The organism is Pseudoalteromonas simplex (assembly GCF_015278155.1).
Classification (GTDB): domain Bacteria; phylum Pseudomonadota; class Gammaproteobacteria; order Enterobacterales; family Alteromonadaceae; genus Pseudoalteromonas; species Pseudoalteromonas simplex.
The window spans coordinates 515,079-535,365 of sequence record NZ_JADILN010000001.1 but is presented as its reverse complement, the minus strand read 5'-3'; the positions used below and the strand labels follow the sequence as shown (position 1 = coordinate 535,365).

Annotated in this window: 21 protein-coding genes; 12 read left to right on the top strand and 9 right to left on the bottom strand. The window is 41.8% G+C overall.

Features of this window, described 5'->3' with window-relative positions:
• Positions 1 to 23: 23 nt before the first annotated feature.
• The gene (gene trhP, locus IRQ78_RS02355) at positions 24 to 1,409 is read right to left on the bottom strand and encodes a prephenate-dependent tRNA uridine(34) hydroxylase TrhP (RefSeq protein WP_194441239.1); all 1,386 of its coding nucleotides are present in this window, start codon (positions 1,407 to 1,409) and stop codon (positions 24 to 26) included.
• Between the two features lie 766 nt (positions 1,410 to 2,175).
• Between trhP and ndk the strand changes: the two genes are divergently transcribed.
• From ndk to IRQ78_RS02300, 11 genes are all read left to right on the top strand, one after another.
• Complete coding sequence (ndk, locus tag IRQ78_RS02350) at positions 2,176 to 2,607, top strand: nucleoside-diphosphate kinase (protein ID WP_036972405.1); 432 nt, start codon at positions 2,176 to 2,178, stop codon at positions 2,605 to 2,607.
• 170 nt (positions 2,608 to 2,777) lie between these two features.
• Positions 2,778 to 3,908 (top strand): bifunctional tRNA (adenosine(37)-C2)-methyltransferase TrmG/ribosomal RNA large subunit methyltransferase RlmN, encoded by a 1,131-nt coding sequence (locus IRQ78_RS02345; protein ID WP_194441238.1) that lies wholly within the window; start codon positions 2,778 to 2,780, stop codon positions 3,906 to 3,908.
• Between the two features lie 114 nt (positions 3,909 to 4,022).
• Positions 4,023 to 5,810 (top strand): type IV pilus biogenesis/stability protein PilW, encoded by a 1,788-nt coding sequence (pilW, locus tag IRQ78_RS02340; protein ID WP_194441237.1) that lies wholly within the window; start codon positions 4,023 to 4,025, stop codon positions 5,808 to 5,810.
• The gene (locus IRQ78_RS02335) at positions 5,807 to 6,691 is read left to right on the top strand and encodes a RodZ domain-containing protein (RefSeq protein WP_054553526.1); all 885 of its coding nucleotides are present in this window, start codon (positions 5,807 to 5,809) and stop codon (positions 6,689 to 6,691) included. Before pilW ends, IRQ78_RS02335 begins: the two co-directional genes overlap by 4 nt.
• Positions 6,692 to 6,696: 5 nt before the next feature.
• Positions 6,697 to 7,815 (top strand): flavodoxin-dependent (E)-4-hydroxy-3-methylbut-2-enyl-diphosphate synthase, encoded by a 1,119-nt coding sequence (gene ispG, locus IRQ78_RS02330; protein WP_054553525.1) that lies wholly within the window; start codon positions 6,697 to 6,699, stop codon positions 7,813 to 7,815.
• Positions 7,816 to 7,947: 132 nt separating this feature from the next.
• Entirely contained in the window at positions 7,948 to 9,222 is a 1,275-nt protein-coding gene (gene hisS / locus IRQ78_RS02325) for a histidine--tRNA ligase (protein ID WP_194441236.1), read from the top strand.
• Between the two features lie 24 nt (positions 9,223 to 9,246).
• Positions 9,247 to 9,867, top strand: a complete 621-nt coding sequence (locus IRQ78_RS02320; RefSeq protein WP_187489352.1) for a YfgM family protein — start codon at positions 9,247 to 9,249, stop codon at positions 9,865 to 9,867.
• Between the two features lie 9 nt (positions 9,868 to 9,876).
• Positions 9,877 to 11,055, top strand: a complete 1,179-nt coding sequence (gene bamB / locus IRQ78_RS02315) for an outer membrane protein assembly factor BamB (protein WP_138601964.1) — start codon at positions 9,877 to 9,879, stop codon at positions 11,053 to 11,055.
• Between the two features lie 75 nt (positions 11,056 to 11,130).
• Positions 11,131 to 12,600 carry a ribosome biogenesis GTPase Der gene (gene der, locus IRQ78_RS02310; protein WP_054553521.1) on the top strand — a complete coding sequence of 490 codons (1,470 nt, stop codon included), beginning with the start codon at positions 11,131 to 11,133 and terminating at the stop codon, positions 12,598 to 12,600.
• 115 nt (positions 12,601 to 12,715) lie between these two features.
• Positions 12,716 to 13,096: a VOC family protein gene (locus IRQ78_RS02305; RefSeq protein WP_054553520.1), complete on the top strand. Its 381-nt coding sequence runs from the start codon at positions 12,716 to 12,718 to the stop codon at positions 13,094 to 13,096.
• A gap of 148 nt (positions 13,097 to 13,244) precedes the next feature.
• Positions 13,245 to 13,544, top strand: coding sequence for an MDR/zinc-dependent alcohol dehydrogenase-like family protein (locus tag IRQ78_RS02300; RefSeq protein WP_228482480.1), 300 nt, complete (start codon positions 13,245 to 13,247; stop codon positions 13,542 to 13,544).
• A gap of 96 nt (positions 13,545 to 13,640) precedes the next feature.
• On the opposite strand, the gene IRQ78_RS02295 is transcribed toward IRQ78_RS02300, so the two are convergent.
• The 4 genes from IRQ78_RS02295 to IRQ78_RS02280 form a co-directional block, all read right to left on the bottom strand.
• Entirely contained in the window at positions 13,641 to 14,384 is a 744-nt protein-coding gene (locus IRQ78_RS02295) for a hypothetical protein (RefSeq protein WP_323741519.1), read from the bottom strand.
• Between the two features lie 65 nt (positions 14,385 to 14,449).
• The gene (locus IRQ78_RS02290; RefSeq protein WP_054553516.1) at positions 14,450 to 14,965 is read right to left on the bottom strand and encodes a TFIIB-type zinc ribbon-containing protein; all 516 of its coding nucleotides are present in this window, start codon (positions 14,963 to 14,965) and stop codon (positions 14,450 to 14,452) included.
• A 20-nt stretch (positions 14,966 to 14,985) separates the two neighbouring features.
• On the bottom strand, positions 14,986 to 15,573 hold the full coding sequence (locus IRQ78_RS02285; protein WP_194441235.1) for a DUF4202 domain-containing protein: 588 nt from the start codon (positions 15,571 to 15,573) through the stop codon (positions 14,986 to 14,988).
• Positions 15,574 to 15,655: 82 nt separating this feature from the next.
• Positions 15,656 to 16,108 (bottom strand): TlpA family protein disulfide reductase, encoded by a 453-nt coding sequence (locus IRQ78_RS02280; protein WP_194441234.1) that lies wholly within the window; start codon positions 16,106 to 16,108, stop codon positions 15,656 to 15,658.
• A gap of 172 nt (positions 16,109 to 16,280) precedes the next feature.
• Between IRQ78_RS02280 and IRQ78_RS02275 the strand changes: the two genes are divergently transcribed.
• Entirely contained in the window at positions 16,281 to 16,616 is a 336-nt protein-coding gene (locus IRQ78_RS02275) for a zinc ribbon domain-containing protein YjdM (protein ID WP_054553514.1), read from the top strand.
• A 54-nt stretch (positions 16,617 to 16,670) separates the two neighbouring features.
• On the opposite strand, the gene IRQ78_RS02270 is transcribed toward IRQ78_RS02275, so the two are convergent.
• The 4 genes from IRQ78_RS02270 to IRQ78_RS02255 form a co-directional block, all read right to left on the bottom strand.
• Complete coding sequence (locus tag IRQ78_RS02270; protein ID WP_138602278.1) at positions 16,671 to 17,507, bottom strand: mechanosensitive ion channel family protein; 837 nt, start codon at positions 17,505 to 17,507, stop codon at positions 16,671 to 16,673.
• Positions 17,508 to 17,542: 35 nt separating this feature from the next.
• Positions 17,543 to 18,514, bottom strand: coding sequence for a calcium/sodium antiporter (locus IRQ78_RS02265; RefSeq protein WP_194441233.1), 972 nt, complete (start codon positions 18,512 to 18,514; stop codon positions 17,543 to 17,545).
• 336 nt (positions 18,515 to 18,850) lie between these two features.
• On the bottom strand, positions 18,851 to 19,258 hold the full coding sequence (locus IRQ78_RS02260) for a hypothetical protein (protein ID WP_166338401.1): 408 nt from the start codon (positions 19,256 to 19,258) through the stop codon (positions 18,851 to 18,853).
• A 37-nt stretch (positions 19,259 to 19,295) separates the two neighbouring features.
• Positions 19,296 to 20,270: a hypothetical protein gene (locus IRQ78_RS02255; protein WP_194441232.1), complete on the bottom strand. Its 975-nt coding sequence runs from the start codon at positions 20,268 to 20,270 to the stop codon at positions 19,296 to 19,298.
• Between the last annotated feature and the right edge of the window lie 17 nt (positions 20,271 to 20,287).

The following is a 20,287-nucleotide window of genomic DNA, read 5'->3' as shown; positions in this document are numbered from 1 at the left end:
AGTATGACTTAGCGCACCTTCTATTAAGCTTTATTAAATGGATTACGGGTATCTTGGTCGGCATCTAGATTACGCATCAAGATTGCGTGATCTAAATCGATATCTTCTGGCAGAGGGATTTTAACAATATGGCCCGAACCTTTTGCATCGCTAATGGCTTCGCCTTTTTTGTTTTCCATAAAATCTAGCTTGAAGTTAATATTCCCTTTTGGCGTCATAAGCTCAAGTGAATGACCAGTACAGAACTTATTCTTCACATCAATTTCAACTAAGCCATTATCGTTGCGGCCTAATACTTCACCCACAAACTGCTGTTTATCTGACACCGAATGACCATACTCATAGTTTTGATAGTCTTGATGTGCGTGGCGCTTTAAAAATCCTTCTGTATAGCCTCGGTGCGCTAAGTTTTCGAGGGTTTTAAATAAGTTTGCGTCAAATGGACGACCAGCAACGGCATCATCAATGGCTTTACGATACACTTGCGCAGTACGTGCAACATAGTAGAAAGACTTAGTGCGGCCTTCAATTTTTAAACTATGCACGCCCATTTTCGTTAGTTGATCAACATATTGAACTGCACGTAAATCTTTTGAGTTCATTATGTAAGTACCATGCTCGTCTTCAAAAGCAGGCATATACTCACCAGGACGGCCCTGCTCTTCAAGCATAAATACTTCGTTACTTGGGGCACCATCTCCTAGAGTTGGGATCACCGCTTTAGGGTCGATTTTATGTACCATTTCGCCGGTTTCATTTTCAGTGCCCGGTTTCACATCGTAGTTCCAACGACATGCATTAGTGCACGTTCCTTGGTTTGGATCGCGTTTATTAATATAACCCGATAACAAACAACGGCCAGAATACGCCATGCAAAGCGCACCGTGAACAAACACTTCAAGTTCTGTATTTGGGCATAGCTCGCGAATTTCAGCGATTTCTTCAAGGGATAATTCGCGCGATAAAATGACTCGCTCAATGCCCTGCTGAGCCCAAAAGTTCACTGTGGCATAGTTTACCGCATTGGCCTGTACAGATAAGTGAATTGGCATATCTGGCCATTTCTCACGCACTAACATAATTAGGCCTGGATCAGACATGATCAGCGCATCTGGCTGCATTTCAATGACTGGCTCAATGTCGCGTAAATACGATTTTACCTTGGCATTGTGAGGAGCAATGTTCGACACTACATACAATTTTTTATTTTGCGCATGGGCTTCGTTAATACCGATTTGCAGGTTATCTAGGTCAAACTCATTATTACGAACACGAAGGCTATAACGAGGTTGGCCAGCGTAAACGGCATCTGCACCATAGGCAAAGGCATAACGCATATTCTTTAAACTACCCGCAGGTGATAACAACTCAGGCGTAAAAGGACGAGGGGTCAAAATAGGTGACGACATGAAAGCTCCACACATCGAACCGAGTACAAGTCGGTTGCATGAATTAATACGATAATGAAGCGCGGCAGTATAATAACCTGCCCAGTAATTTTATTGATCTAGATCATGCTTGATAGAAACTCAGCAAACCAGCCGTGAGCCTATAAAAAGAAAAAGGTGACCAATCCTATGGCCACCTTTTTAGATCAAACTCAATTAACTATCCAGGGTAATTGGTTTGGAATTGTTAATGTTAACAGCCCAAAAAGCTACAACATATATTCTTTAATAATTATGTAGTTATATTATATGCTAAATGTGATTTTTTGATTACAAAAACTACAACAACAGCACTTCTTCAGTTTCAAGCGCAAAGGTTTTGCCGTTTGCAAAACGAATAGCGATATAAAAAATATGACTACTTCCAACTTCAGGAGCTTGGTTTGGTCTAGTTCAATAAATATAGGGGCTGTAATGGGTAATACGCTTGCGAAGTCCTCTACACAGGCATAGTTGCCATCACTGTAATAATCAAAATCATTAACAAACACTTCTGTGATATCAAACACGCTATGTATACTCGTAACCACGCTAAGTTCATTGTGTAAACAAGTGCTTAACTGTAAAAGGTGTTCGCATTTTATACTCGTTTTGCTGAACATTTTTAGATTCATGAAAATGCCATCAAATGACTATTTAATTAAATTAGGAATTTTCACGTAAAGCGCGTATAATTCGCGCCCGTTAATATTTAACCTTTTAAATTTAAAATTATTGGAGCATAAAGATGGCTTTAGAGCGTACTTTTTCAATCGTAAAACCTGATGCAGTTGCTAAAAACCACATCGGTGCTATCTACAACCGTTTCGAAACTGCGGGTCTTAAAATCGTTGCAGCTAAAATGGTTCACCTTTCAAAAGAAAAAGCTGAAGGTTTCTACGCTGAGCACAGCGAGCGTCCTTTCTTCGGTGCTTTAGTTGAGTTCATGACATCTGGTCCAGTAATGGTTACTGTTCTTGAAGGTGAGAACGCAGTACTTAAAAACCGTGAAATCATGGGTGCTACTAACCCTGCTGAAGCACTAGCTGGTACTTTACGTGCTGACTACGCAGACAGCATCGACGAAAATGCTGTTCACGGTTCTGACGCTGTTGAATCAGCTGCACGTGAAATCGCATACTTCTTCGCTGACGAAGAAATCTGCCCACGTACTCGTTAATTTCGAGTTCACAGCTAAGTCTGTGATGCAGAAGAAAAAGGGCTTTCGGGCCCTTTTTTAGTCATTAGCTAAGCCCATTGTAAATCTGTTTAGCTAATGACTAAGTCGATTAAATAATGTACAATCGCGCACCCAAACTACTTACCACCGTCACTGATTGAGGTTGTTTCATGACCACTGAAAAAAAGATTAATTTATTAGATTTAAACCGAGATGCAATGCGTGAGCTTTTTGTATCATTCGGTGAAAAGCCATTCCGTGGCGATCAGGTGATGAAATGGATTTATCATTTTGGCGTAGACAATTTTGACGACATGACAAACGTCAACAAAAAGCTTAAAGAAAAGCTAAAAGCTGAATGTGAAATTGTTGCTCCTGAGATCTCAGTTAAACAAGTAGCGACTGATGGCACTATTAAATACGCCCTGATGCTACAAGGTGGCCAAGAAGTAGAAGCTGTTTGGATCCCAGAAAAAGACCGTGCAACTTTATGTGTATCTTCACAGGTAGGTTGTGCCCTTGAATGTACCTTCTGCTCTACGGCTCAACAAGGCTTTAACCGTAACTTAGCGGTGTCTGAGATCATCGGCCAAGTTTGGCGTGTCGCGAAAGATATTGGTTTAGACGGCGACAGCACTAAGCGCCCTGTAACTAACGTTGTAATGATGGGTATGGGTGAGCCATTACTTAACCTTAAAAACGTCGTACCAGCAATGGAACTTATGATGGACGATTGGGGTTTTGGTTTATCAAAACGTCGCGTTACATTAAGTACCTCAGGTGTGGTTCCTGCGCTTGATCTATTAAAAGAGAAGATTGACGTAGCATTGGCTATTTCACTGCATGCGCCAAACAATGAGCTGCGAGATGTACTAGTACCAATTAATAAAAAGTACCCAATTGAAGAGTTTTTAGCCGCATGTCGTCGATATATTGATGGTTCTAAAGCAAACAAAGATGTGACTATCGAATACGTTATGCTACAAGGTGTGAACGACAGTACCGACCAAGCCCAGGAATTGGTTAAAACACTTAAAGGTACACCTTCAAAAGTGAACCTGATCCCGTTTAATCCATTCCCGGGTAATGAATATGGCCGTTCGAGTAACAGCCGTATCGACCGCTTCTCTAAAGTATTACAAGCAGCAGGTATTACCTGTATCGTTCGCCGTACTCGTGGTGATGATATTGATGCAGCTTGTGGTCAATTAGTGGGTGATGTCGTTGACCGTACTAAACGTTTAGCGAAAAAGAAAATGCGCGAAGATAACGCAATTGCGGTAAACATTCACCAAGCATAAGCGTAACTTTTGAAGTTAAGCCTTTGTGGCAAACTCGTTATTTTTAAAATAATAGATGCAACACAAAGGCTTTTCGGTAAGATAGGCATACGGAATCAAAGAAGAGATTAGGTAATGCGTTCTATACTTGCCATTACTGTTAGTGCATTTGCATTAACAGGGTGTGTTACAGAAAACAGCTACGAAGGTAGCGACAGACCCGTTGTTGAAAAACAAATTAACAATACCGGTGCTGCCCGTACCCGTATCGCCCTTGCGTTACAGTACTTAAAAACAGGCAATAACTCACAAGCAAAATATAATTTAGAACGCGCCGCAGATTTTGCACCTGACCTCCCTGAAGTTCATTACTCTTTAGCTTATTACTATCAACAGGTTGATGAACCAGAACTTGCCGATAAAGCCTATCAGCGCGCATTAAAAATTGCCCCTAATGATCCAAACACCTTAAACAATTATGGTGTATTTTTGTGTGGCATTGGTGAGTATGACCGCGCTGCAGAAGAGCTTCTTAAAGCGATTTCAATTCCTAGCTATATCCGTGTAGCTGAAAGTTACGAAAACTTAGCTTTATGTGCGATTGAATTTGATGACTTCGAAAATGCGGAAAAATACCTAAAATCAGCACTTAATCACAGCTCGCAGCGCCCTTCTTCAATGATAAGCTTAGCTGGTTTGTATTACGCAAAAAGTGACCTACATAAAGCTGAAGATATTATTGAAAAATACGAATCAACAGGCCGCGTAACACCTCGTGCACTTATGCTCAGCTATCTTATCCAGCAACGTATGGGACACATAGAAAAAGCCGAAGCAACTGCAGGTATCATTTTACAAACTTACCCCGGCTCAAACGAAGCTAAAGCCATTACTTCTGGGCAGGTTAAACGTTCAGAGTTTGAAATATTACGAGAAAAATATCGTCAAGCTCAACTCGAAGAGCTCCAGATTTCAAGCGATAACTCATCGGTTAGCAAAGACCAACCAAAGATCCGAATCGTAAAAAGAAAAGCCCCAACAAAGGCGAATGAAACAGTAATTGTAGATAAGACAGATGTACAAACTTCTAATGCAAAAGAAGTATATGCTACGAATCAGCAAAAGTCAGAAGTGCCTGCAATTAATGAACAAGAAACTGTCGAATCAACCCAATCTGTTGCAAACATGCCAGCCCTAGTTGTAGAGCAAGCAAAGATTCAGCCCGAAGCTTCGGGTTTTAAGACTGAATCGTCAAAAAAAATAGCATCAACTGCAACTAAGCCTGTCGATACTGAAGCTGTTGTTAATGCGCTTGCGGTAAAAACACCAGAACAAAAGAAAAGTATATCAACACCTAAAGCAGCTAACGATGAAGTCACTATTGTTTCTTTTGGGGCACCCACATCTCCTGAAATTAAGCAACAAACTTCGACTTCTGCAAAAGCTGTCAGCAAAAATGAAAGCACAGTGATATTTTATCAGCCTGAAAAAGATGAAAGTGTCTTTGGCGAAGAATCCAACCATGCAGGCCAAACGAGTCAAACCTCGTACTCAGTGACTTCTGAACAAATACAATTACCCATGCTCAACCCACGTGTACCTGCGCTGAATATCCCCTACCATATTATTGAAAATGGTGAAAACCTATTTAGCATTTCAGTGCGATACAATGTTAAACTACAGAAGATTTTGCTGTGGAATGGCTTAAAAGAATCGGATCGCGTACAAAACGGTACTCGCATCTATTTAAATGATCCGAATATTTATCACGACATTAATGCTGGTGATACTTTGTACGACATTGCCACGCAGCATAGCGTATTAATCGATCAATTAATGCGCTGGAACAAATTGAGCCCAGATGTTGCCCTTAAGCCTGGGCATAGACTTTTATTGGTAGATCCAGACTCATACGCATTATGAATGAAGAAAACAATTTAGAACAACCACAAGAAACGCTCGGCCAGGCGCTAAAAAAACGCCGCGAAGATGCAGGAATGAGCCTTGAGCAGCTTGCTGGTGCATTAAAATTATCAGTTTTACAATTACAACGATTAGAAAACGACGAACATGAATTACTAGGCCCTGCAACCTTCGTAAAAGGTTATATCAGAAGCTATTGTCGCGAGCTAAAAATAGATAGCCAAGCCATGCTTGAATTGTTACCTGAGCATGTTGAGCCAGCTAAAAAATCTAATATGCAGAGCTTCTCTCGTCGCACCGAAAAAGAAGCAAACGATAGCCGTTTAATGCTATTCAGTTATTTTATTTTAGCTGTCATTATTGGCTCATCGGTCGTTTGGTGGTGGCAAAATAGTAATCAAAGTATCGAAGAGCCGGTAACAACGGCGATGCCAAATCAGCTTGAAAGCAATGAGCTAACCACTAATTTAGCAGACGAAGCGCCAGTTGAAGAAACAGTTCAATTGCCTACAGAAGACAAAGAAGTTATTGAGCCACAAGAAACTGTGCCAATAACTAACAACGAAGCAGCAAATCAGGCTGCATCACAAAGCCAATTAACTGCTCAGCCGCAAACCAAAAAAGCTGATCCTGAGCACAGCGAAGTGGTGATGCACTTCAATGAAGATAGCTGGGTAGAAATTCACGATGGCAACGGCGATCGTATTGCTTTTGGTGTTAAAAAAGCAGGTTACGTTATGACAGTAACCGGCCCACAGCCGTTTAGTGTGGTGCTCGGCAAACACCAAGTAGTCGATATTACTTTTCAAGGTCAAGCCGTCGATACCTCACATTTTGCCAAAAATCGCTTAGCTAAATTTACTTTACCGTTATCAGAGTAATCGCAATGTTTTCAGAATCTCCTATTAAACGCAGAAAATCGACCCGTATTAACGTAGGTAACGTGCCAATTGGTGATGGTGCGCCAATTGCCGTTCAGTCGATGACTAACACCAACACCCTAGATATCGATGCAACGGTTGCACAAATTCAAGCTATTCAAGATGCCGGCGCCGACATTGTGCGTGTGTCTGTACCAACCATGGAAGCAGCTGAAGCATTTAAGAGCATTAAAGAACAAGTCACTATTCCGCTGGTAACAGATATTCACTTTGATTACCGTATAGCATTAAAAGTGGCTCAGTATGGTGCTGATTGTTTACGTATTAACCCGGGTAACATTGGTAGCGAAGAGCGTATTCGTGCCGTTGTAGACTCAGCCCGTGAGCATAACATTCCGATTCGTATTGGTGTTAATGGCGGTTCATTAGAGCGCGACTTACAAGAAAAATACGGTGAACCAACGCCAGAAGCTTTACTTGAATCAGCTATGCGCCATGTTGAGATCTTACAACGTTTAGACTTTGACCAATTTAAAGTATCCGTTAAAGCGTCAGATGTATTTTTAGCGGTCGGTGCATATCGTTTACTTGCGAAAGAAATCGACCAGCCACTGCATTTAGGCATTACCGAAGCGGGTGGTATGCGCTCAGGTTCAGTTAAATCAGCTGTTGGCTTAGGTATGCTACTTGCCGAAGGCATTGGTGACACATTACGCGTATCACTTGCTGCCGATCCGGTACAAGAGATCAAAGTGGGTTTTGATATTTTAAAATCATTACGCATTCGCTCACGCGGCATTAACTTTATTGCCTGCCCGAGCTGCTCACGCCAAGAGTTTGATGTGGTAAGCACCATGAACCAACTTGAAGAGCGCCTTGAAGACGTAGTTGAGCCTATGTCAGTGTCGGTGATTGGTTGTGTGGTAAATGGCCCTGGTGAAGCGCTGGTTAGTGATATCGGCCTTGCTGGTGCGAACCGTCGCTCTGGCTTATACATCAATGGTGAGCGTCAAAAAGCACGTATCGATAACGATAACATTGTCGACCAACTTGAAGGCTATGTGCGCGACTTTATCGCTAAAAAAGAGAAAGAAACGCCAATCGACATCAAAATCGTTGAATAATTCGCATATACTCGGCAAACCCTTGGGTTTGCCGTTTACCTTTAGAGCCCAAACGGTATAATAGCGGGTCAATTTTTAGTTTTTCTTGAGGCGCGACTTTTTCAGCGCACGTACAGTATTTAGGATTTATCAGTGGCAAAACAAATTCAGGCAGTTCGTGGTATGAACGATTGTCTGCCAGGCGATACGCAAATTTGGCAGAAAGTAGAAGACATTTTACGTGAAACAGTTTCATCGTTTGGTTATCAAGAAATTCGTTTTCCAATTGTTGAATCAACCGACCTATTCAAGCGCTCTATCGGTGAAGTAACCGATATCGTCGAAAAAGAAATGTACACCTTTGCAGACCGTAATGGCGATAACTTGACTCTTCGCCCTGAAGGTACGGCAGTATGTGTGCGTGCAGGTAATCAAAACGGTTTACTGTATAACCAAGAACAACGTTTATGGTACATGGGCCCGATGTTCCGTCACGAGCGTCCGCAAAAAGGCCGTTACCGTCAATTCCACCAATTTGGTTTAGAAACATTCGGCATTGCCACTGCTGATATTGATGCAGAAGTTATTTTGCTGACAGCCCAATTATGGAAAGATTTTGGTATTAGTGAACACGTTCGTCTTGAGCTTAACTCATTGGGTTCAAATGAAGCGCGTGCAGACTACCGTGATGCACTTGTTGCTTACTTAGAGCAACACGTCGATGTACTTGATGAAGACTCTAAGCGTCGTATGCACACCAACCCTTTACGTGTGTTAGATAGCAAAAACCCTGATGTACAAGCCATTTTAACTGATGCGCCTAAACTATCTGAGCACTTAGACGCTGAATCAAAAGAACATTTTGAAAATTTATGTGAACGTTTAGACGCTGCAGGCGTCGAATACACGGTAAATGAAAAGCTTGTACGTGGCCTTGACTATTACAACCGCACCGTTTTTGAGTGGGTAACCGATAGCCTAGGCGCACAAGGAACCGTTTGTGCCGGTGGTCGTTACGATGGTCTAGTTGAACAACTAGGCGGTAAAGCAACACCAGCGGTAGGTTTTGCAATGGGTCTTGAGCGTTTAGTGTTATTACTTCAAGCGCTAGAAAGTGTAGGTGACATCCGCCGTAGTGCTGATGTATATTTGGCAGCCATGGGCGATAAAGCCAGCATTCAAGCGCCTATCATTGCCGCTCAGTTACGTAAAGATGTTGCAGGTCTTCGTGTTATGGTGCACGCAGGCGGTGGCAACTTTAAAAAGCAATTAAAACGCGCAGATAAAAGCGATGCGCTAGTCGCAGTTATTATCGGCGAAGATGAATTAGAACAAGGCGTTGTGACTATTAAGTACTTACGTGAGCGTAAAGAACAAGTCACCTTAAAACTAGAAGAAGCGAAAACGCTACTAGCTGAGCTTATTTAAGCCCAGCTAGCAACAGAGGTAAGCATGGAAATTTATTCAACAGAAGAACAACAAGAAGAAGCGATCAAACGCTTTTTCCGTGAAAATGGTTTAGCACTTGCGATTGGTATTGTTGCTGGTTTAGGTGGTTTATATGGTTGGAAAGCTTATAACCAAAACCAAATCACCACGGCTGAGAAAGCATCTGACTCTTTCACACAACTTGTTGAAAGCGGTGCCGTGCTAGAAAAAGCGGATACGTTTATTAAAGAAAATAACGAGTCAAGCTACAGCACGCTAACAGCATTTGTTGCGGCAAAAGAAGCCGTAGAAAAGAATGACCTTGATGCGGCAAGCGAAAAGCTTAACTGGATCATCACCAACGAGCAAAACCCTGAGCTTAAAGCAACGGCAACAACGCGCCTTGCTCGTGTTCACCTTGCGCAAAAGCAATATGAGCAAGCGCTAACAACGCTAAACGCCCAGCTTCCAGCATCATTTACTGCTGCAGTCGCTGAACTAAAAGGCGATGTTTATGCTGCACAAGGCGATAAGGCAGAAGCACGCAGCCAATACCAAGCTGCTGCGGATAATGGCGGCCTTGAAAACAACCCGTTATTACAAATTAAACTTGATGACTTAGCACAAACTAGCCCAGCGGCGTAAGGGGTTAAGATGAAGAAGTTAACAGCGGCAACACTTGCTCTGTGTATCGCAACCCTAACTGGGTGTTCGTCAAGTGATGACGAAGAAGAACTGGTACTGCCTGAAATTGTTAATCAGTTTGAGACAGACGTAGTATGGCAAGAATCAATTGGTGACGGTGTTCAGCATTATTTCTCGCGCTTAACGCCGGCTATTCATAACGATGTTGTGTATGTAGCAAACCGCGAAGGTGAAGTTGAAGCCCTTTCGCTTGAAAATGGCGATACGCTATGGCAAACCGATGTGCGTGAAAACCCTGCCTTTTGGCCTTGGGAAACCACAGAAAGTGCAAAGTTATCGGGTGGTATTTTACAAGCTTACGGCAAAATTTTTGTTGGTTCTGAGCATGGTTACTTAACCGCGCTAGACCGTGAAACAGGTGAAATTGTTTGGCGTAAAACGATGCCTGGCGAAGTACTTGCTAAACCTGCTGCAGGCGACGGCTTAATCTTTGTAAACCTAGGCTCTGGTAAATTATTAGCAGTGCACCCAGATACAGGTGAAGAACGTTGGCGCTTCGAACAAGAAGTACCACCACTGACATTACGTGGTCAAAGTTCACCAACTGTGGCAAACGGCGGTGTATTACTAGGTCTTGAAACAGGTAAACTGAGCGTATTAATTTCAGAAAACGGCTACTCTGCATGGAGTGCTGAAATTGCCTCTCCAAAGGGTGCATCTGAGTTTGAACGTTTAGTTGATGTAGATACACAAGCATTAATTAGCGGCCCATACGCCTATGCAATCGCTTATAATGGTAACTTAGCAGCCGTTGATATTCGTTCAGGTAATGTTGTTTGGAAACGTGAATATAGCAGCTACCGTGATTTATCGATGGATAGCCAGTCTATCTATGTTGTTGATAGCGATGGTGTTATTTACGGTCTAGATAAAACATCAGGTATTGAGCGCTGGAGCCAACCAGCACTGCGCGGCTGGTACTTAACAGGCCCGACTGTGGCTGGTAAATATTTAGCACTAGGTGACCAAGAAGGTAACCTACACTGGTTAGACAAAGAAACGGGCGAGCTTGTATCGCGCGAAGACTTTGACAGCTCAGGTTTCTTTATTGAGCCTGTTGTTGCCGGTGACAAATTAATTTTATACACCCGAGATGGTGAAGTTAGCGCGGTTAAAATTCCAAACTAACTTACTAATAGTAAACGTTATTTTTCTAAGGCTTCGCTTGGCGAAGCCTTTTGTTGTTTTTTTAAGAGGTAGTTTATGCTTCCCGTGATCGCTCTTGTTGGGCGACCCAATGTGGGCAAATCCACATTATTTAACCGTTTAACACGTACTCGTGACGCCCTCGTAGCCGACTTTCCAGGCTTAACACGAGATAGAAAATATGGCCAAGCTGATTACGATGGCTATGAATTTATCGTGGTAGACACGGGTGGTATTGACGGTTCTGAGCAAGGTATCGAAACTGAAATGGCTGAGCAATCGCTTCTGGCAATTGAAGAAGCCGATATCGTGTTATTTTTAGTTGATGCCCGCGCAGGTATGACCGCCGCTGACCAAGCGATTGCTAACCACCTTCGTAAACAACAGAAGAAATGTTTTGTTGTGGCAAACAAAGTCGATGGTATTGATGCAGACTCATATTGTGCTGAGTTCTACCAGTTAAGCTTAGGTGACGTACATCACATTGCAGCGGCTCACGGCCGTGGTATCACGCAGCTACTTGAAACAACTTTACAGCCAGTTATTGCCGAACTTGCAGGCGAAGCTGAAGAGCTTGAAGAAAGTGATGACGAATTAGTTGATCTTTACAGCGAAGATGAAGAAGGCGAAGACAACCAGCAAGCCTTTGCTGATAAGCCAGTAAAGCTTGCTATTATCGGTCGCCCTAACGTTGGTAAGTCAACACTTACAAACCGTATCTTAGGCGAAGAACGTGTGATCGTTTACGATATGCCGGGTACAACCCGTGATTCTATCTATATTCCGATGACACGTAACGACAAAGAGTACATTCTTATTGATACCGCAGGTGTTCGTAAACGTAAGAAAGTAAGCGATGTTGTAGAAAAATTCTCTGTGATCAAAACCCTTAAAGCGATTGAAGATGCTAACGTGGTATTACTAGTAGTTGATGCGCGCGAAGGTATTTCTGATCAAGATTTGAGCTTACTAGGTTTTGCCTTAAACGCAGGTCGTTCATTGGTTGTGGCTGTTAACAAATGGGACGGCCTAGACGATTACGTTAAAGAACGTATTAAGTCAGAACTTGACCGTCGTTTAGGTTTCATCGATTTCGCACGTTTACACTTTATCTCTGCTTTACATGGCACCGGTGTGGGTCATTTATTTGAATCAGTAGACGAAGCGTACGAATCAGCCACTAAACGTATTAGCACAGCGATGCTGCGTCGTATCATGGATATGGCACAAGCAGATCACCAACCGCCACTTGTTCGCGGTCGTCGTGTAAAACTTAAATATGCTCACGCAGGGGGTTATAACCCACCACGTATCGTGATCCACGGTAACCAAGTTCATGACTTACCAGATAGCTACAAACGCTACCTAATGAACTATTACCGTAAAGCATTAGGTATTATGGGCACGCCAATCAAAATTGAATTTAGAGAAGGCGACAACCCATACGCTGGCCGCACTAACAAAGTGACCTTATCGCAAAAACGTAAAATTCGTGCATTTGCGAAAGAAAACCGCAACAAGTCGTAGCTTCTTCGACTAAGCTTTAAGTATTAAATAAACCTTGTAAGTATGACTTACAAGGTTTTTTTATTGCTGAAACTATGCTTTATTTAATAAACGAATAATAAATAGAGCAGCATAAATGGACTTTTTAAGTCAGGTTATTTACGTCGATAACGTAGAAGAAGTACTCGACTTTTACTATCAAGCATTTGGTTTAAATACCAACCATATCAGTGACGATGCCGAATACGGTGAACTTGTTACAGGTTCCGTTAAACTTGCTTTTGCGACCCACCCGCATGCGCAAGCATATTTCAAGCAAGGGTATATTCGCGCTCATCCTAAGCAACCTGCTCTTGGTTTTGAGCTAAGATTCAGCTGCCATAATTTAGTCGAAAGTTACGATAAAGCTGTGCTTGCTGGTGCTGAGCCATTGTGCCCGCCCACTAAAAAAGACGCCCAGCATTATGCGTATGTTCGGGCTATTGAGGGCACTTTAGTGTGTTTAGTAGAAGATTAGCTTTTTGTAAGGTCCGCTTTTGTTAGGTCAGTATGCAGCTCAAGGGTTAACTCGCGTAATAACTCGATTCGCTCCAAACTCATATTTGAGCGTGCCATTAACTTAGCTGTTAATTCTTCAGCATCAACTTTAAATTGCACTCAATGTAATGAACGATTACGGCCGTATTCCTGTATGTGGCATGATCTCAGGTTACAATAACGACACTGCACAGCCAGGGCCAAGCAACCTGTTTTATATCAACTCGAAAAAGCTCACCATGCAAGGCTTCATCGTGATTGATTATTTTGATCAGTTCCCTGAGTTTATTGAGCAAATGAGTGCGTGGATCAGCGAAGGTAAAATTAAATCTGAAGAAACGGTTTACCATGGCATTGAAAATGCCGTTGATGCATTTCTTGGCCTGTTTGAAGATAAAAATAAAGGAAAAATGCTGGTTAAGCTATAACACTTAATAACCAATAAAGCCTGTATCTGAGTTGGTACAGGCTTCTTATTAAGCAAGTTTAAAAAATACGATTGCCGAAACAAGCATCCCTCGCCCTTACAAACCTTCATACTCGGCCTTCCTTGGTTTTAAAATTTGCTTTCTGCAGTCAACCATATCCCAACAATCTGTTTCAGGTACGCCGTAATACCACGCTTTAAAAATAGGTTGATACTTTTCAATCACACGTTGTTGCATGCTTTCTGAAAAATGGGGTAAGTAAACCGTTTTAGTCAACGTGATATGCCTTGCAATCATCTGTCCTAAATTAAAACGCGCTTGGCGATACCTAATATCTGCTTTTTTAAACTCTCTGCTATCTGGTGCAAATTTTTGCATGTCTTGTTTAGGGCCTTCCGCCCAGCCAGCTACTTTATTCATTTGTTCAGCAAAGGGCTTAACAGTAAACGTTACATAAATGGGGTCATCAGCATCGGTAGGCGCAAAACCTCGAGTAAAGACGTTGTAGTGATAATTAGGATGAGTAACTTTAAAAAGAATTGTTGCGTAGGCATTAGCTTGCAATAGGTCTAACCGCTCTCGCGGGAAGGTAATTGGCTCATTGGCATAGCTCGTTTTTAGATATCTATAACCGGAGTCTATGCCACAGCTACTATGACCACACGACTCTGTGTACACAGACTCTATTAAAAAAGGAAACTCCGACACTGAGCCATCTTCTGTTTTAATTGTCACAACGATGGGCCCGCGATACCCATGCGCCTTATCGAGTACTGTAGTGCAACTTGTTGTAAACAAACAGGCCAGTAACACGCTCATAAACACCACTAATTTTTTCACACTATTGACCTTATATTTTAAAAATTATTTAGCGCTAATAATGGGAGCTTTTAAATATTCTCTTCCTAGTCATTCAAAATCGATAAATAGGCAAGTTCTGCTAGTTTTTCTAAAGGTGACGTTGCATTAGACTCAGGCTTTTTAGCATGAACCGAGTAACGCCTTTTGGGAATTTTAACTTGAATAAAACCATGATTATTGGCCATATCAATACGCAGCATTTCACGCTCTTTTGGCGTTAAATGATTTTCATGTATTTTTTCAAGCTCGCCATGATCAAGCCAAATAGCCGCACAATTTGGACATTCGTCTATTTCAACCACTTTTAGTGGCGTGAAAAAGCGTCGCATCATCACCACGTCAGGGCACTTCGGGCAATTAATTCGCTTTGCTAAATCAACGCATTCTGTTGGCAGAGTTTGTAAATGAGCCACCAGCACTTGCGCTGGTTTTAAACTTGGATCGCTAAAGTGGAATATTTGTCGATTATCAAAAAATACACCACCGCTTTTTGATAAATACACGTTAACATCGCCAATGCTCACTGCTTCAAGTGCTGTTTTAGTACGCGGGCAAAACATAGACCTTCCTTGTTTTAAATTTAACTTAGCGCTTTTGTAATTATCGGTTTAAGCGGCTCAGGTAAGCTGATGTTACCAGCTAACACAAATTCATGTGCTTCGTTTGACATTTTTTGCCAAGTTTTACGAATAATACCCAACCATTTTTGCTCATCGTAATCAGGCTTGCTAGTTGCAAAATCAAGCATGTAATGTTCGATAAACACAAGGCTTGCGATATCTTCAATCAATTGGCTATCAGGGTTTCGCTTTATATTCTTTTTAGCCACGGCTGCGTATACACGCTCACATTCACTCGTTGAGTAACCAGCGGTTTTCATAAGGGCTGTTACACGCTCGGCATGAAAATCATATAAAGCAGTGCGCCATTGATAATAACCTTGCTTACCCATAGGGAAGTCACTGCGAGGAGAACGCCAGCGTTCAATATGTTGGCCCCGTGCAGCAATATGCATTAGTTCATCGGCTTGCGGATTAAAACGGTTAAGCATATCGGTCATACGCATAGAATATAAAGATTCTTTAGCTAACGCTTGCCCAGCATGCTTAACACGATTGGGATCTGCAGCATTCGCTGCATCTATGGCTTCTATAACAGTTTGAGACATATAACATTCTCTAGGTGGTTTATAGCCATGATTATAATGAGCAACAACTACTTTAGCTACTTTACTCTAGCAAACAACTCTATTACAAACGAGTAAGGTCCATCGCGATGCTGTGCTTAGGCTTTTCAATCATTCGAAGTAACTCTTTGCCGTTAGAGCTTACAATAAACGTTGGGGTATAACGAAGGTCGTACTGCTTAGCTAAACCATCAGGGTCAAGCTTATCGTAACCAACCGCAATTAATTGGAGTGCTCCCAGCTTTACACCCGAACCATCAAGTAACTTTAGTAAACGAGGCACTTCACGCTTAGAGTCATGACACCACGTACCTAAAAATACTAATACTTGTTTACCACTGAGCGTTTTAATCGTGTTTAAATCATCCTCAGATGGTGAATAGCTTTTATACTCTTTAGCAAAAGCAGGATATTGTGCGAGTAAATCCTCAGCAGTAATTTCCCCACTGTACGGCGACGTCGTTGCAAATGTGAATGATGAGAATAATAAGGTAACGAAATAAATAACTTTTTTCATTGTGAGTGCTCTTTGTTCTAATTAACTCACAATAACCAAATTATCGAAAACACTCCAGCATTACAATTGCGAGTTTGCACATACTTACTTTCTATGAGGTGCTTTAGATAAACTCGCAATGCTGTGAATAAGCCATTAAAATACGCTTTTATAATTAACCATGGTGCCATTTATGTCTTTTCCTCCTTGCCCACAATGTAACTCTGAATACGTGTATGAAGATCAAAACAATTTAGTTTGCCCAGAGTGTGCTCACGAGTGGGACCCCAATGCGGTTGATACCGATGATGTGATCAATGTGAAAGATGCTAACGGCACTTTATTGGCTGATGGTGACAAAGTGACTGTTGCGAAAGATTTAAAAATTAAAGGCAGCTCGCAAGTTATTAAAATTGGCACCAAAGCCGTGATCCGCCGTGTGCTAGATAAAAAAGACCACGAATTAGATTGTAAAGTCGATGGCGTAGGTGAAATGATGGTGACCGCTAAGTTTGTTAAAAAAGCTTAAAGAAGCATAGTAAGTAAATCGACTAACCAGATTTACTTACTAACATTAGTAAAGTTACTTCTTTGTCACCACGCCTTCAGGTATGTGTAAAGTACGTTGTGGGAAAGGAATTGTCAGGCCAGCTTTCTCGATTGACTCTTTGACACGTTTGTTTAAATCCCAATAGGTTTGCCAATAGTCTTCATTTTTAGCCCATGCTCTTAGCTGAATATTCACCGAGCTCTCAGCCATGGCTGTCACCATCACTTGCGCCGCCGGTTCACTCAGTAAACGGCTTTCGTTCGCGGCAATATCTTTTAGCACCGCAAAGCCATCATCGATTGAATCGGCATATGAAATACCCACAACAATATCCATTCGGCGTTTGCCATTTCGGGTGAAATTTTTAATATTATTTCCCCACACTATGCCATTAGGTGATGCAATATAAAGACCATCAATCGTTTGAAAAACACTGGTGAATAGGTTTACCTCAGAGACAGTACCTTGCATCGAGCCTATTTCAACAAAGTCACCAACTTTAAACGGCCTTAATATAAGTAACATCATGCCTGCTGCAATATTACTTAAAGTGTCTTTAAGGGCTAAACCTATCGCCAAACCTGCCGCCCCCATTAGGGCAATAAGGCTTGCCGTATTCACGCCAAAGATATCTAAAATAAATACCCCGCCAATAATATACACCGCATAGCCTGCCACAGACGACAAAATAGGCAGCAAGGTATTATCAACTTTTTTAAGCGTCGCGTTGGAGTTTTTTATAGCCTTTTTCACTGACTTAGCAAGCACTGCACTGGCAATTAAAATAACAATTGCGAGTATCAATTTATACCCTAGCGCTATGATTGTTTCTGAGTTATTGAGCCAAAACTCATTGAGGGTTTGTTTCATAAAGATCCTTGATTTTTTTAAATTCGAAATTGCATTTATTGATAAATTGAAAAGAAAAGCCATGCGTTATAGGCAATAAAAATCAGCAATAAACCAATACCTTCAGCGCGATTTACCCTGCCAATACCTCGGTGCCCATAAGCAAAAATTAATAAAAATATTGAAAGAGAGAACATCGCCAGCCAATCTCGCGATAATAGATCCGGTGAAAGGTTATCAGCTGGCGCTATCATCCCTGCAATACCTGTGACGGCCAAGATATTAAATATGTTTGAGCCAATCACATTACCAATGGCAATGTCGTGTTCACCTTTTCTGGCTGCGGCAATTGAAGCTGCAAGTTCAGGGAGCGAAGTGCCAAGTGCCACAATTGTGAGACCGATAATGAGGTCGCTAATACCCATAATCTCTGCAATACTGACTGCCCCCCATACCAATAGCCTTGAGCTAATAATGAGTACAACAAGCCCAACTACCAGCCAAACAATAGCTGCTTTAAGTGACATTGTTTGCACGTTAAGTTCTTGCTCAACATCTGTTGCTAAGCTGTCATTTTTGCTTTTAAGGCCAGAATAAATACTCCACCCCATAAAACTAAAAAATCCAAGTAACAATACACCTGCGTCAAAACGTGATAAGCCACCATCAAAAATCAGTAATGCAAATAGCACACTCACCACAAGCAATAGTGGGAGTTCTTTTTTAACGATATTAGAGTGAACAGCAATCGGGGCAATCAGCGCTGTTATCCCTAGTATAAGCCCAATATTGACAATGTTTGACCCCAGCGCATTACCTAAAGCAAGCTCTGGGCTGCCATCAGCAGCAGCCATGGCCGATACCAACATCTCAGGAGCCGACGTACCAAACCCAACCACAATCATACCAATGAGTAAACTAGGTATACCTGCATATTTTGCGCTTACAGCTGCACCATCAACAAAGCGATCAGCGCTCCAAATCAGCAATACAAAACCAACTAAAATGGCAAGGATAAACAAGGTCATAGTGCTCTCCAACAGAAGGGTTGCACAGCAAAATGTGATAAATAAACCGATTTAAGAGGACAGAAATAACCATATAAATGGTCTAGAAATGTAACAAGCACGAGACGGTTCCTTAGGGCGAAGAACAATAAGACACGCATCAAGGTCGCCCATTGAACCCAATACGTGCCTTAGGTCTTGTCAATCCGGCTTGCGGACATGAACGCCACGAACATTGGTTCGGAGACTGTTGACGTTCATCTTAATCTAAGAGACTACTCCCCTAAGGTTAGGTAAAGACTATATAACTAAAAGTCATACAATTAAAGCTCTAATTGTTCCTTTTTTACTTGTTATTTAGAAGCTCAAATGTTCTACAACAATCCCTGTAACTTGACAATTTTCACAGCTCAATTGCCAGCCAGCAGCCCATGTGGTTGCGTTAAGATTTCCTTTGCAAAGTGGGCAAACTTCGCCAGCAAACGTACTGGGGGTAATATCTTTAGCTCGCTTAGAAAACGGCCTTAAAAACCAAAGAATATTATCGTCGATACTGATGGTTAGATCGTGGCGTAACGTCTCACAATACGCATTAAACACAGCTTGTTTGTACTGCTTTTCGTGCTCAGCAGATTGACTGGCATAAACACTCAACGCGTTTTCGATGTTTCTTAGACGATCGGGCCATGCTTGTGCGTCTATATTCGCTTTGCAATCTAACAGCTCTTCAAGAGTGTAACTTGTATAGTTTGGTTCAAACATCATTGCTATCCTTGCTTTGGGTTATTAATTCTTTGGGTACTCAGTGCTTTAGATATAATGTACCATTTTGCTTTATTTGCAAAAGCCATTGATCAAACAAATTGTTCGCGATACTCAGCTCTTCATCTGAAAGTGTCGGGTATTGTCTTTGCTCAAACCACGCATAACGATTATACACATCGTTATTTTGCGTGATTTCCATAATGAGTCGATTTATAGCGTAGGCTTTTGCTGCACTATGCTCACCAACTTGTTCGCTGTAATACATGCTCGCTAAACTCATCAGCGCTTGTTCACTGCCCTGCTTCGCTGCTTGCTCTAAAAATACGGTTTTACGCTCTTTAAAACCATCACGATTTTTGATGAACTCGGCACGTGACAACTTCTCAGGAAATTGCGACTTCATGTAAAATTCGGGAGTTAGCCCAGCAAACGTTTGCTGCGCAAAGGCAGAGCCCTGTTCTGCTGCCATTGTCAAATAACGGTAAAAAGACCGCCGCGTTGCTAAATCTAACCCTTGGCAATACTCATATTTCTCTAAAACACGGTTTTGCGTATCACCAGCATCGCTAAACTCATAGCTTTCGGCTAATGTTGCCTCAAGCGCCTCAGCATCTAAAGGAGCATTAAAACAATACTTAAGATTTTGTGCGATGAGATAGTTAGCCTCAGCATCACCTTGCTTAGCGCGTTGCTTTAGCTCAGTAAAATGGTCAATAAACACACCATCAAAACGCCATTTCGGTGCATTTTTGATAATAAATTCACGGCTATCATTGGCTTCACTCCCTTGCTCAGCAGATTCATCAGCTAACAAACTCGCATCAGGCTTTGTGGCTGATATGTTTGCTTGTGCCTCAACGTGCTGCGAAGCTGTTGTATCATTTGATGACTCTGAATTGGTTGCAAAGATTGCAGCTTCTCGTGAAAAATATATATAAATAACGAACAACAATACCAAAACCACAATTAAAAATGGCTTTACTCCTTGCCTAACAAAAGCATACCCAGACATAACAACCTACTTATTAT